13 protein-coding genes are annotated in these 13715 nt (G+C 57.3%); 2 read left to right on the top strand and 11 right to left on the bottom strand.

Translation table 11 applies throughout. The features are described from left to right. Positions 1-107: 107 nt before the first annotated feature. Entirely contained in the window at positions 108-296 is a 189-nt protein-coding gene (gene dsrB, locus ACREYP_RS08400; protein ID WP_008458116.1) for a protein DsrB, read from the bottom strand. Positions 297-425: 129 nt separating this feature from the next. Here dsrB and yodD point away from each other — a divergent pair, with 129 nt between their 5' ends. Beyond that, positions 426-659, top strand: coding sequence for a YodD family peroxide/acid resistance protein (yodD, locus tag ACREYP_RS08395; protein WP_008458114.1), 234 nt, complete (start codon positions 426-428; stop codon positions 657-659). 437 nt (positions 660-1096) lie between these two features. On the opposite strand, the gene dgcQ is transcribed toward yodD, so the two are convergent. The 3 genes from dgcQ to ACREYP_RS08380 all read right to left on the bottom strand — a co-directional run bounded on the left by dgcQ (position 1097) and on the right by ACREYP_RS08380 (position 4137). Next, complete coding sequence (gene dgcQ, locus ACREYP_RS08390) at positions 1097-2764, bottom strand: cellulose biosynthesis regulator diguanylate cyclase DgcQ (protein ID WP_336818035.1); 1668 nt, start codon at positions 2762-2764, stop codon at positions 1097-1099. Between the two features lie 186 nt (positions 2765-2950). After that, positions 2951-3130: a YodC family protein gene (locus ACREYP_RS08385; protein WP_008458110.1), complete on the bottom strand. Its 180-nt coding sequence runs from the start codon at positions 3128-3130 to the stop codon at positions 2951-2953. A 92-nt stretch (positions 3131-3222) separates the two neighbouring features. Further along, the gene (locus tag ACREYP_RS08380; protein ID WP_008458107.1) at positions 3223-4137 is read right to left on the bottom strand and encodes a DUF808 domain-containing protein; all 915 of its coding nucleotides are present in this window, start codon (positions 4135-4137) and stop codon (positions 3223-3225) included. 172 nt (positions 4138-4309) lie between these two features. Here ACREYP_RS08380 and yedA point away from each other — a divergent pair, with 172 nt between their 5' ends. Further along, on the top strand, positions 4310-5227 hold the full coding sequence (gene yedA, locus ACREYP_RS08375) for a drug/metabolite exporter YedA (RefSeq protein WP_008458105.1): 918 nt from the start codon (positions 4310-4312) through the stop codon (positions 5225-5227). Here yedA and ACREYP_RS08370 read toward each other — a convergent pair whose 3' ends face one another. The 7 genes from ACREYP_RS08370 to ACREYP_RS08340 form a co-directional block, all read right to left on the bottom strand. Further along, positions 5228-5728: a very short patch repair endonuclease gene (locus ACREYP_RS08370; RefSeq protein WP_498881259.1), complete on the bottom strand. Its 501-nt coding sequence runs from the start codon at positions 5726-5728 to the stop codon at positions 5228-5230. Positions 5729-5740: 12 nt separating this feature from the next. Continuing rightward, a complete protein-coding gene (locus ACREYP_RS08365) occupies positions 5741-7150 on the bottom strand; it encodes a DNA cytosine methyltransferase (RefSeq protein WP_166872854.1) in 1410 nt (469 codons plus the stop codon). Positions 7151-7247: 97 nt separating this feature from the next. After that, the gene (locus ACREYP_RS08360) at positions 7248-7943 is read right to left on the bottom strand and encodes a phosphohydrolase (protein ID WP_008458100.1); all 696 of its coding nucleotides are present in this window, start codon (positions 7941-7943) and stop codon (positions 7248-7250) included. A gap of 49 nt (positions 7944-7992) precedes the next feature. Beyond that, positions 7993-9531, bottom strand: a complete 1539-nt coding sequence (locus tag ACREYP_RS08355; protein WP_498881258.1) for a fructose PTS transporter subunit IIA — start codon at positions 9529-9531, stop codon at positions 7993-7995. A 12-nt stretch (positions 9532-9543) separates the two neighbouring features. Then, a complete protein-coding gene (locus ACREYP_RS08350) occupies positions 9544-12132 on the bottom strand; it encodes a glycoside hydrolase family 38 N-terminal domain-containing protein (protein WP_498881257.1) in 2589 nt (862 codons plus the stop codon). A 109-nt stretch (positions 12133-12241) separates the two neighbouring features. Continuing rightward, positions 12242-13357, bottom strand: a complete 1116-nt coding sequence (locus ACREYP_RS08345; RefSeq protein ID WP_498881256.1) for a PTS fructose transporter subunit IIC — start codon at positions 13355-13357, stop codon at positions 12242-12244. Beyond that, positions 13350-13664, bottom strand: coding sequence for a PTS fructose transporter subunit IIB (locus ACREYP_RS08340; protein WP_008458091.1), 315 nt, complete (start codon positions 13662-13664; stop codon positions 13350-13352). Before ACREYP_RS08340 ends, ACREYP_RS08345 begins: the two co-directional genes overlap by 8 nt. Between the last annotated feature and the right edge of the window lie 51 nt (positions 13665-13715).

Genomic DNA, 13715 nt, shown 5'->3' with positions numbered 1-13715 from the left:
AGATTGCCGCTCCCCGAAAGCGAGGAGACTGTCCAGCGTTCACCTGATAGATTTCCCCCTCTCCCTTCCAGGGAGAGGGCCGGGGTGAGGGTCATACATCCTTTACCCTACTCTTCGCGCTCCACAAAAATGCCGTCCGGGTGGCCTGACTCATTAAAGAACCAGATCCCCAGTGGATAATCCTCCAGCGACACAAGATACATCGTTCCTTCGTTAAATGGCTCCACCGCCAGAACGATCCCCGAACGCCGCGGGCCGCCATCGGTCTTTACGGTCACCCGATCATTGATTTTCATGGTTATTTCCTCCAGAGACATTGCCTGCCATTGTAGATCAAAAACACCTTGAGCGCCCTTACTCCGGGCCACCTGGCGCATTATCTGAAACGGCTATACTTAAGGGTGGTAGTCAGCGAGGGTAAAGTGATGAAGAGCGTGAAAATCAGCGGCAGCGCGGCGCATCAGACAACGGAAGTGGATGTTGACGCACTGCTTGCCGCCATCAACGAAATTAGCGAAAGCGATATCCGGCACGCCAGCAGCGAGGAACACCCGCAGCGAGTGAGCGTGGATGGGCGAGACTGGCATAGCTATAAGGAGCTGGCGGATGCTTTTGAGCTGGATATTCGGGATTTTAGCGTGAATGAAATTAATCGCTAAGAAAAGCATCCCGGCCGGGGAGCCGGGATGAAAACTTGCTGAAGCAAGAAGCACTTGAAATTCGTTACATCAGGAAATCTGATGTGTTGACCACATTACCTTAAATTTTATTGAATACAAGGATATATTCTTTTCAGGAATGTCTATAACTGCACTCATTGACGCAATCAATTTGAGTCCAATGCCTTGTTAAATCGTTTTTTTAAACCTGATGCCCGCATCAAAGGGCCATTTGAGCGCTGAATAAATTAAGATTTATCCTAAACTGAACGTTCTGATTTCGCCTGCCGTACTGGGGCGAATAAAAAATAAACGCGCCTCAGCCTCGCCCACTACGTGACAAAAACATTACGCTTGCTTTAGCGAGCCGCCCCTTCGGTAACCGAATAAAACATCAGCAGGGCTTATATGATATAGCGGCCACGCCCGACGGGAAATCAGTCCTGGGTGCAAACCTGGTTGCGTCCGTTCTGCTTCGCCTTGTACAGCCGCCGGTCGGCAATGGACTGCAAATGCTCAAAATCATAATCGTGGCGCTCATGGGCGCAGCTCACGCCAAACGAGGCGCTGATTTTGAGGGTCTGTCCGGCCTGCAAAAGCAGCTCTTTGGTATTGATGCGGTGCCGAATCCGCTCGGCGACGGCTGCCGCCTCCGGAAGCTTCGTGCCTGGAAGCAGCACGCAGAACTCTTCCCCGCCCACGCGCCCGGCAACATCCTCTTCCCGAAGGGAGGAAGCAAGCAGCGCGGCGGCATGAGACAACACCTTGTCGCCGGCGTGATGCCCGTAGCGATCGTTAATGCCTTTAAAGAAATCGAGGTCCATCTGGATCACAGAGAACGGTTTTTCCTCGCGTTGGCAGTCCAGCGCCATTCCGTGAGCAATATCGAAGAAGGCGCCGCGGTTGTAGAGCCGGGTCAGGGTATCGTAATTTGCGCGCCAGCTCAGCGTTTGCTGCAGCGTCAACATATTGCTCACCAGCCGCCGAATCACCCGCCATGAGATGAACAACATCAGCGTAAAGAGCAGCCAGAGCAGCGTTAGCACAATGCTGATTCGACCAAATTCTCCCTGCACGCCCTCGCCGAGGGTATGCACTTTAATCAGCACGCCGTCAAAGTTCATCAGCTTCGCCCACGTCACGAAACGGCTGTCCATCCGCAGCTCGCCTTCTTCTCCGCTTTCCATGGAGCGGGCAATCTCAGCCTGCTGTTTGGCGCTAAACACCGGCGCCTGCGGCGCGCTGTTCGCCGCGGTGGCAATGAGCGAGAAATGCCTGTCAAACAGCATCACGGTGCCTTCATAGCGATCGTGAGACAGTTCCTGAAGGAATGCATGCATCCCGCTGACGGGAAAATCCATCGCCAGCACGCCATACCAGCGCTGATTCAGATCCAGCGGTACAGCCGCGGTAATAATCTGCCCATTTGGACTGACTGGGTTATAGGTATGCGTCCACTGCAGGCCACGGCCTGGGTTATTTTGCGGCGACTGAGCGCCAAAATAGGGCTGAGCAATGAGCCGATAATAGAGTGACACAAGGCCCGGATCGTTTTCCGGGGGCGTACTTGAGAGGAAAAAGCCCGCCCGCGAAGCATAGAACACGCGCCTTTGCAGGTCTCGCTTGTCGTCGGCAAGCTGCATGATGTAGCTGAACTCCAGCGCCGCCTCCAGCTCAGGATAAAGCCAGCGCTCATCGCGGTCGAGCACGTTGCTGTGGCTGACAAACTCGTCGGAAACGCCGTTAATCGGCATCCCGCGATTAAGATCCAGCTTTAATTGCCAGTAAGGCTGCGTTCGCTGGACGGCAAAATCCGCCAACGCCTGACGTGAAATATCGGTGGAAATAGGAGACTGCAGCGCATAATGCATGGTGTTGCGGTAAAACAGCAGGCTATCAATGCTGTGCTGCAGCTGCCGATCCAGCGCGGTGGCAATATTATCGAGGCTGTTACGCTGGTTAGAAATATAGGCGGACTCCAGCACCGCCACTTCACGCCAGGTCAGCAGCGTTGAGCATAGAAACACAACAATAAAACAGAGGTTTACCACCCGCTGCGGTCTTTTATAGCGGCTGATAAACCGCTCAAATGTAGTACCGATCAAGGGGGATCCTCCCTGGCGGACGACCCGGCCGCGGTTATCAATTCCTTCCGAAAACCCCGGAAGAATGAAGTCTTTACAGATTTTGCCACCGCGACAGCGCTTTGTCGAAGCTGGCCTGCCGAAAAGCGCCTTAGTCGAGGATAAAAAAACCCGGCATAGCCGGGTTCCGTTAAAAAACCAGACACATCACGCCTGCTGATGCTCTCTGGTTTCCGCTGGCGCAAGGTCATCCTCACGAAACGCCTCGCGCTTTACGCCGTATCCGTCGTACCAACGGCACTCCACCATGCCACTGGAATAACCCGTGACAATCATGCGTGGACCGCCGTTCTTACGCCGGACTTCATCGCTGACCACATAAACCATAGCCGCCTCCGGCGTTAGGGGTGAAAACCTCTAAAGGTATAGTCAATGGTCAGCGTTTTTTCCTGACTAAAGCGTTATTTTTCATCTCGAACTTAGTGTGAAGCGCTCCCGCGAAGGTGATTTATGCCGTTCACCACCAGCAGCACAACACCGCCCGCAATAAAGCCGAGCACCAGGTTGGCAAGCGTCGGACCGGCAAGCTCAACCACGCCGCCAAACTGCCCCATCCATTGCTCAATGCCGTGATGAAGCACGGGCACGCCGTGCACCAGGATACCGCCGCCGACGAGGAACATCGCCAGCGTCCCGACAAACGTGAGGGTTTTCATTAGCCAGGGAGCAAGAATAAGCAGCCCTTTTCCCACCGCCTGTGCCAGCGCCGCACGCTTATCCGCCAGCCAGTATCCGAGATCGTCAATTTTCACAATCATCCCGACCAGGCCGTACACGCCGATAGTCACCAGAATGGCTATTCCTGCCAGGATTAATACCTGATTTAGCAGCGGCGCTTCCGCCACAATGCCAAGCGTGATGGCGACGATTTCCGCCGAAAGAATAAAGTCCGTGCGCACCGCGCCTTTCACCTTATCTTTTTCAAAGGCCAGCGGGTCCTGGGCGGCAACGGCCTCCAGCCTCGCCTGCTTTTCCTCCGCGCTTTCTTTGCGCTTTCTCGCCCGCAGGCTGTGCAGTACTTTTTCCACGCCTTCAAAACATAAAAACGCTCCGCCCACCATCAGCAGCGGCGTAATTGCCCAGGGCGCGAAGGCGCTAATAACCAGTGCCAGAGGCACCAGGATAAGCTTATTTAGAAACGATCCTTTTGCCACGCTCCAGACGACAGGCAGTTCCCGATTCGCGCGCAGGCCAGAAACCTGCTGAGCATTCAGCGAGAGGTCATCGCCCAGGACGCCTGCCGTTTTTTTTGCCGCGAGTTTGCCCATAACTGAAATGTCGTCCAGCAGCGTGGCGATGTCGTCGAGCAAAGTGAGTAAGCTACTTCCAGCCAAAATATCTGTCCTTATTGATGTCGATACCCAAGAGTATGAAGCAAAAAGCGCGCCGCGAAAAATCGCCGCGCTTGTCAATAAAAATTAACATTACATCAACAAGTATAAAGCTCGCTATCCGCCCACTTTTGGCGTTAACTGTCGGCCTGAAATTGGTGTCTGGTGAGGGATTATGCGAGCTCGTTCTGGTCAATTAGTGCCGCTGATAGCGGCGCTGTTTGCGTTGTACATCATCTGGGGTTCAACCTATTTGGCGCTGGCTATCGGGGTAAAAACCTGGCCGCCGTTTATCCTCGCCGGTACGCGCTTTATGCTTGCGGGTTCGCTGCTGATGGGCATTCTCCTGCTTCGCGGCCACAAGCTGCCCAAGCTGCGCCCGACGCTTAACGCCGCCCTTATCGGCGTGCTTCTGTTGGCCATCGGCAACGGCTGCGTCACGGTGGCCGAGCACCAGCACGTCCCTTCCGGCATTGCCGCCGTCATGGTCGCCACCGTGCCGCTGTTTACCCTCTGCTTCAGCCGCCTGTTCGGCATTAAAACGCGCAAGCTGGAGTGGCTCGGCATTGCCATTGGCCTCGCGGGTATTGTGCTGCTGAACAGCGGCGGCAATCTCAGCGGTAACCCATTCGGCGCTGTTTTAATTCTTATTGGCTCCCTGAGCTGGGCGTTTGGATCGGTTTACGGGTCGCGCATCGAACTGCCCGAAGGCATGATGGCGGGCGCGGTGGAAATGCTGGCAGCCGGGATTGTGGCGCTCAGCCTTGCGGCGCTCACCGGCGAACGGCTGACAACGATGCCGGACACCTCCGGCTGGCTGGCGCTGGGCTATCTCGCGCTGTTTGGCTCGATGATCTCCATCAGCGCCTATATGTACCTGATTCGAAATGTCTCCCCGGCGGTGGCGACCAGCTATGCCTACGTCAACCCGGTTGTGGCCGTGCTGCTGGGCACCACCTTTGCGGGGGAAAGCCTGTCGGCGATTGAATGGCTGGCGCTAGGGATTATTATTTTTGCCGTGGTGCTGGTCACGCTGGGTAAATACCTGTTCCCGGCCAAACCGGTGATTGAGACGTGTGAAGTCGAAAAATAGTTAGTCAGTGGCCAGCCTCTGCTGGCCACTGTCGTGTCGCTGATGAATCCCGGTCACGTTAATTTCCGCGCTACGCCCGCCGCTGCAAATCCACTCTTCTAACCGTTCACACAGCGCCCGATCCTGCATTTTCTCACGGCCACGCAGCGCGCATTCCCAGACAATTAAAACTCGCCAGCCCTGCGCCAGCAAAAGCGCCGTGTCTCGCTTATCCCGCACAACGTTGCGGCCTATTTTTTCCAGCCAGAACTCGGTGCGCGTGGCCGGGACTTTAAACAAATAGCAGTCGTGATGATGCCAGAAACAGCCGGGGGTAAAGATAACGCAGCGGTATTCATCCACCACAAAATCAGGTTTGCCGGGCAGTGCGGCATCCTGCACGCGAAAGCTAAACCCGCACTCTGCCAGCAGCCCGGCCAGACGTTTTTCAATGGCGGTGTCACGCGTGGCAATCGCCCGCATGTTTTTACTGCGTATCGCCTTGCTGTGTACATCCGCCATTTCTTTCTCCGCTTAGCGCTTTTTCACCGCTTGCTTGATCACCGGCTCCAGCAGTTTAGCCACCGCGGCAAACGCGGGAACGACGACGGAGTTACCAAACTGGCGATAAGCCTGAGTGTCAGACACCGGGATGCGGAACGCTTTCCCTTTCGGCGCTTCAAACCCCATCAGCCTGGCGCACTCGCGCGGCGTCAGGCGACGCGGCCTGTTCACCTGGTTATCAGGATGGTTAAAATCTGCCTCGCCCAGCGCCATGTCCCAGCCGCGATCGACCAGGATCTCCGCGCCATCTTTGAAATAACGAGCCGACAGCGTTCTTGCTACGCTTGCCGGGTTTTTCGGGTCAACCAGGCCGTAACCAAAGCCGTTGCCCTTGGCCTGATGCTTCTTCGCGTAGTTATAGAGGTATTTCCACAGCGTTGGGGTCAGCACATATTTCGCGTCAACCTCATCGTCCAGCAGCTCGCCAAAGGTCGGGCGACGAGCCGGATAGAATTCGCTCAGTTTCGCCAACGTCACCGCCGTATCCAGTTTCAAATCGCGGCGCGTGCCGACCAGCACAATGCGTTCCCGGTGCTGGGGCAGGAAATTTTTACCGTCGACAATTTTCGGATCGTCACGCCCGGAAACCGCGGCATCAGCCACGTCGTAACCCAGCTCGTCCAGGGTCTGCATGATAATGCGGAACGTATTGCCTTTATCATGGCTCTTCAGGTTCTTAACGTTCTCCAGCACAAAAACCGGGGGACGTTTGGCGGCAATGATCCGCGCCACGTCGAAGAACAGCGTGCCCTGCGTTTCACAGGCAAAACCGTGCGCGCGCCCAAGGGCGTTTTTCTTCGACACGCCAGCCAGAGAAAACGGCTGGCAGGGGAAACCTGCCAGCAGCACATCATGGTCGGGCAGCGTGGCCTGGATGTGGGCCGTCGCCTGCTCGTCCGTGACGTCGCCACGGTTGCTGAGCGTCACGTCGCGGATGTCTTCATTAAACTGGTGCTGCGTCGGGTCGCAGTACCAGTTTGCCTTGTAGGTCCTAACCGCGTATTTATTCCATTCGCTGGTAAACACGCACTGGCCGCCGATGGCCTCAAAGCCGCTGCGGATCCCGCCTATCCCGGCAAACAGGTCGATAAAACGAAAAGCATAGCGCCCGTGATGCGCCGGCGGCGACGGCAGCATACTTTGCAGCATCTGCACTTCCACTTCGGTTAAACCACGAGGCGCAGACTTGCCGTTATACCAGCGGTTCAGGGACTCACGCGTCCAGTCGCCTCCCACCTGACGCAGGCGGAGCGCAACGGTTTTTTGATCGTAGATTTCAAGTAAACGGCTGACCAGCGCATTGTCTTCTTCTTGTTGAGTTTGTTTGTGGCGCTGTGCCTGAAGGGAGAGGTGTTCTGCTATCGCGTCAAGATCGTTCATCGTGAACCAAAAATGGGAAAAGGGAGTGAAACTGTATCACCGATTTGACCCAGAAAAAATGAAAACAGCCCGCAGAATGGACTGCGGGCCGGAAGGATTAAGCCTGTGATTTAAAACGCTGCAGGACCTGCTCGTCCACCTGCAGGTAGTCGCCTTTCAACTCGGCGCACAGCTTTGCCATATAGCCGACGAGGAAATCCGCATTGTGCCGCGCCAGTGCGCGCCCGGCTTCGGTTTGCATTGACTCCGGCAGGCGCAGAAGCTTTTTCTGGAAATGGTCCACCGAATACTGCGTATCGTCCAGTTCACGGCGATCGGCCAGCGGATCGTCGCTGTCAAACAGCGAACGCCCCAGCGCGCCGGAAACATAAAACACCCGCGCCAGGCCTATCGCGCCCAACGATTCCAGCCTGTCCGCATCCTGCACTACTTTCGCTTCCAGCGTCTGCGGCGCAATAGCCGCGCTGAAACTGTGGGCCCGCACCGCATGGGCTACATCGTCATACAGCTCGCGGGGGAAGTCCGGGAAGTGCGTTTCCAGAATACGCAGCGTCTCCTGCGCCGCCTGCGTTGAGGCCAGATGCCGCTCCGGGTGGTTCTTGGGCAGGTTAACAATGTCGTGGAAGTAGCAGGCGGTCAGCACCACCAGCCTGTCCGCCTCCGTCCCTTCCATAATATGCTGGGCGGTTTTCCATACGCGCCGAAAATGCGCCACGTCATGGGCTTTGTCATCCTGCGCCCAGTTCTCAATCAAATAGTTCTCAAACTGCTGCTGCCAGCGGGCAATCGGCATACACGTACTCCCCTTCTCGTGAAAAGCGCCAGTCTGAGTATAACCAGATTTATGACAAGATTATGACTTCCTCGCGGAACACATCCACCACGGCCTGCGTCGTTGCCGCGGCCAGCAGCCTCTCTCGGAAGGATTCATGCATCAGCCGTCGGGCTAAAACTGAGAATATCCGCATATGCTGCGCCTGCTCCTGCTCGCTGAGCGTCAGCATAATCACCAGCCGCACCGCCACGCCGTCTCCCCAGTCCAGCGGATCTGCCAGCCGCAGGACGGAAATACTGCTGCGGGAGATCGCGGCAGACTTACAGTGCGGAATGGCGATGGAAAAGCCCAGCGCGGTGGTAAAGACCGCTTCACGCTGCCAGATGGCCTGCTCGGCGAGCGTCGCAGAAAGCGCCCGTCCCTGAACGTCAAGGTTATCCGTCAGCCGTTTAATCACCTCATGCTTGTCATGAAGCTTTTCATCCAGAAACACCAGCGCCGGGCTGAACATGCCCGCTTCCTCGCTTACGGGTTCAGCAGCATACTTTTTGCATTCCAGCGCGTACCAGCGCTGCGCCACGTCATCGGGTGCCGCCAGCACAAACCCGTGTCCGGCGCCCAGCAAGTATGCCCCTGCTCCTGCGGCAAAGAGCGGCTTCGTCGAGGCCAGGCACAATAGCGGCGTCGCAAACGCTCGGGCGAGTATTGCGGTATGGGACGTTTCGCCGCCTGTCGGCATCACAATCCCCCGCAGAAATGGCCCTTGCAGCATGAGCAACTGGCCCGGCGTCAGCACGCCATCACCAATCACCAGCCCGTCTTCATCCAGTTGCGGCAGCCCCAGCCACGGATTGCCGGTCAGTTCGGCCGCAATCCTCAGCCCCAGGTCAAAAACATCCAACTCCCGCTGGCGGAGATATTCGCTGTCGCTTTGCCGGAAAGGCTCCCGCAGTACGTCCAGCGCTTTTGCCAACGCGGCCAGCGTATTGCGGGCGTCATGCTCGTCCAGCAGGCACTCTTCAACGGTTTCATCCTCCAGCAGCTGACTTTGCGCATCCAGAATCTGCGCCGCTTCATCCGCTTGCTGGCTGATATCGTCCCGTAAACGCATCCGCGCAGCCTGCAGGGCGACAATCAGTCGCTGTTGCTGCAGAGGAAAAGGTTCTTCATCGTGCCGCAGCGCCAGCGCGTGGAGATCGATCTGCTCAACAAAAACGGCCTTTGCCAGCGCCGCCCCCGGACTAACGCCCTTCCCTTGCCAAACAGGGGATGCACTTCGGGAAAGGAACACCGGCAGCGGTTGCTCTTCTTCAACGGCAGCGGCCAGCGGCGAATCACACTGCGCGAACTCATGCCCAATAAAATGGCCGAGCGCCTGCCAGGCCGCCTGCTCGTCCGGGCCTTCAATCAGCAGCTGGCATTCATCGCCAGCGGCAACATCCGCCCCCACCAGCGCCAGGACGCTCTTGGCATCACCCTGGCGTGACTTAGTCTGGTTCACTAGCGTCACCGAGGAAACAAAGCGTGAAGCCTGCCGCTCAAGCGCGCTTGCGGGCCTGGCGTGAAGTCCATTCACCAGCGGGCAACGAAATAACAATGTCTGCATAGGGATTGCGCCTTATTCAAATGAGCGAATGAGCCAGGAAACCGGCGTACTTGCTTCGACAGCGCCTGTTGGCGTGGCCGGAATTTCCGCTAGCGTGACCTGCTCCAGCGTGCCGTTTGCTGTCGGAGGAACGTTTTTGAGCGGCGTCAGGCCTGGGTTCCAGCCCCTGAGCACTAACGCCTCTTCGTTTTGCGCTTTTTTCAGGGTGCTGAAATGCAGGGGGCTTTCCCAGCTCAAGACGCTGAAGTGCGGCGGGAAGGATTTCCCGTGGGGGTTGGTGCGAAAACGCGACCAGCCAGAATCCAGGTAGCCCGAAGCCGGGGTACGCCACTGCTCGACGGCCTGCCAGAACGCCGGGCTTTGCCCGTTATCCATCGGCATGACGGCCAGGTGAAACGAGTGATGACCGGGTATTTGCGAGTCAGGAGCAGGCAGCACCATGCCAGATGCCCGTCCAGGCCGCCATTCCAGCGAGGGCCGTCCGAGCCAGCCCATGCTGCGGAACAAGGTAATCGCCAGCGTATCAGGCTGCCCGACAGGAATTTCGTACTCCCGCAGCCCGGCGGTCACCACGCCGAGGCCGCGCCGCGCGTGGTACATCATCACCAGGCTCTGCATCGGCCACAGTGAGGCAGGCGCTTCCGTCCAGTTTTCCTGCTGCCAGATCTCGAGCTTACGAGGGATATTGTCACGTTCTATCAGGCCAAAAGGCTGATCGGCAAAATGGGTCGACTGATATAAACCGGTGGGCAGTTCAATCTGCAAACGGTGGTCACGCAGCGTGTTGTTAACGTCAACGACAACATCCAGCCAGGCGCTTTCATGCGGCAGGGAGATGGTCATTACCACGTCCAGCCGGGCATCAAACCGCCTGGCCTCGCGTCCATCGGCATCAGCCGGGGCAGGAATGTGCAGCGTTAGCTGCAGGGTGTCTTTGAGCACGCCGCGCGTCAGCTTGGCCTGCTGCAGGCAGCCTTCGCTGTTAATCTTCCAGTCAACCGTCGGCGGCGAATAGTTATAGTTGTCCCCCGCGTCTTCGCCATCGACCAGCCGAAGGATGTGCGGGTAGACTTCGCCCGTGCGTTTATCGGTCAGCGTAAGCTCTCCGGCTTTATGCTCCAGCCGCAGCCAGGCGTTTTCCAGGCAGTCAATCTCCCCGGCCGGTTTATCAAACCCGGCGGCTTCCCCTTCCTGCAGGTAAAAGGTCGTGTAGCCACAGGCCGGCAGCGCCTTCGCCTCCAGCAAAATATGGCATTTACGATACCAGGTGGTTGTGGTGCTGTTGGAAAGCTCCTGCACCACCTGCGACATGTCCTGAAGCTCTTCGTGCAGCAGTTGCCAGCGGCACGGATCGCCCTCGCTATCCACGATGCGGAAGTCCTCTTCCGGGGTATAAAGCGTGAGGCTCAGCTGCGTATCGCGCCGCGCGGGTAGCGGGTTAAAGACCACGATTTTTTTACCCTGCTGGCTCGCGGTAATCCCTTCCGCAAGCATTTTCATGTTCAGCTCAAACAGCTGCCCGGCACTCTCTTTGCCGGACTGCAAACGCCCCTTAACCATCTGGTTAACGCGGTCTGAATTACAGCCGCCGATGCTGTCGTGGGCGTGAGATTGCATCGCTTCCCGCCAGATGTGCTCCACCGCCTGCTGCGGATAAGGCAGCCCGAGCCGCCAGTTGAGCGCCAGCAAGGGCTCCAGCGTCTGGCTGACAAACTGTTCCAGCGAGGCATTAAGCTGCTTGATATCCATTCGGGTAGAGAAAATACCGCGATGAATACGCATGTATTTGGGGCTGAGAAGCTCGCCGCGCAAAACAGGCAGGGTGTGCTCGTCGTCCCGCAGAGCGGCGAAGAAATCGCTGAAGCTACTGCGCCTGAACTGGTATTCGCTCTGGCTGGCATTCAGTTTTTCCAGCGCCCCTGGCACCGCATATTCGAACGGCGACTGATCGTTGCCGTTGGGGAGCAGGAGGTGATTCGTGGCGGAAAAACGCCCCTGTTTTTCCAGGATCGGCGGTAATTGTTCAGCCAGTTCCTGCGATGCCGTAGGCAGCCACTTCGCGCAGCCGTAACCCCAGGGAAGCACGGCGGTGAGCACCTGCTGCCCGCCCTGTGCCTGCCAGCAAAATTCGCTGGTCGGCACATCATGCTCGCACCACCCGCGCCAGAGCACTGCGCTGTCAATGGCGAACTCGCTTAGAAACATCGGCAACTGCGCGCTTTGCCCGAAAGAGTCTGGCACATAGCCCACCGGCATGTAGCTCCCCCAGGCTTTACAGTCCGCCAGCCCAAGCAGCAAATTGCGGGTTATCGACTCCGCACCCACCACCAGGAAATCACTTTGGGTATACCACGGGCCAATCAGTACCCGCCCGTCGGCAATCAATTTTTGCAGACGAGCCAGGTGCTCTGGCGCCACCTGTAAAAAATCCTCCAGCATCACCGTTTGGCCATCCAGAATAAACGGCCCCAGCGCTTCGTCTTGTTCCAGCCGGGTGATTAAATCCAGCATAAAATAATAGAGCACGATTTTTGAGTCGTTCTCGGTGAAATACCACTCTCTGTCCCAGTGCGTGTGCTGAATTAAATGCACAGTCTTCATAATTTCACCTTATTAGCGGCTGATGAGGCACATTTAAGGCGGAGTTATCCCCGGCATGAAATACCGTAAAAACGCAGCCCATACGGCCTGAAATAAATGAACCGGGCGGCTAGCGCCCTACTTTAAATTTAGGCACGGCAGCCGAAGGTTTATTTTCAACGACAGTTTCAGCCCGAAACACTAATAACGATCCCACGGCAATAATCCCCGCGCCGACAGCAATAGACAGCACATAAATGGGCCATTTATCTACCGCCAGCCAGCCGTAAAAACCCGAAATCGGCGCATGGTTTACCGCACCCAGTCCGACGGCCAGCGCGGCCCCGGTGGCTGAGCCAACCACATTGATGACGATAATTTTGGGGTTTGCCAGCGCGAAAGGAATCGCCCCTTCAGATACGCCAATCAGGCCCATCAGCATCGAAGCCTTGCCCGCCTCGCGCAGCGAAGCCGGGAAGCGCTTAGCCCAGATGAGCGTTGCAACCCCGAGGCCAATCGGCGGGACGATAATCGCCACCTGCGCGGCGGTGTTGGGGTCGTAAATCCCGGAAGCCAGCAGCGCCATGGCGGTGATTACCGCCGCCTTGTTCACCGGGCCGCCCAGGTCAAAACCCACCATCCCGCCCACGACGGCTGCCAGAATGATTTTGTTCGTCCCGGACATCGCCAGCAGCCAGGTTTCCATCCCGTGATTCAGCGCCGCCAGCGGGCCACCGATAATAAAAGCCATCACCATGCAGGTCAGCAGCGTGCCGCCTACGGGCAGGATAAAAATAGGGCCAGCCGAGGCCAGCGCAGCAGGCAGTTTGACCCAGGTTGCCAGCGCCCGCACGATGTATCCCGCAACAAAACCGGCGGCGAGCGCCCCAAGAAACCCGGTTCCGAGGCTGCTGGCCAGTAAGCCGCCCACCATCCCCGGCGCCAGCCCCGGCTTATTGGCGATGGCAAAGCTGATATACCCGGCGACCACCGGCAGCATCAGCGACAGCGCCAGGCCACCAAATCCGTCGAATTTATGCAGCATCTGCACAATGATGCTCGCCGCCTGAGCGTGGCTGGCATCCCAGATATTTTCGATGCCGTAGAGCGAAGCACCGATGCGCGCGATGCCCATGATCACCGCCCCGGCAATGACAAACGGCAGCATCCATGACACCCCGGTCATGATGGCATTTTTGACCTCTTTGCCGGTCGACATCCCCGCCTCAGCCCTGAATTTAGCCATGTGCTATCTCCGCCTCTATCGCCTCAAACACGGCCTCGCCAAACTTGATAGGATCGGCCACGCTGCACTCCAGTTTCATCATGCCGTCAAAACGTTCTTTGCCGGTAATCGCCACATCCGCCGCGAGAATCACCGCATTGGCCCGGGCAAGATCGTCGGCGGTAATTTCGTTTTCAACGCCCATGCTGCCCTGGGTTTCGACTTTCACTTCATGCCCACGCTGCTGACCCACCAGGGCCAGGGCCTCCGCAGCCATGTAGGTATGGGCGATGCCCGTAGGGCAAGCTGCAACACAAACGATATACATAACAACTCCTTATCTGGCTGAAGAAAGGCAATAAAAAAAGCACAATGGCTG

It is taken from the genome of Enterobacter sp. TMH.L2 (assembly GCF_050847315.1).
Lineage (GTDB): Bacteria > Pseudomonadota > Gammaproteobacteria > Enterobacterales > Enterobacteriaceae > Cedecea.
This window is presented reverse-complemented; position numbering and strand designations above follow the sequence as displayed.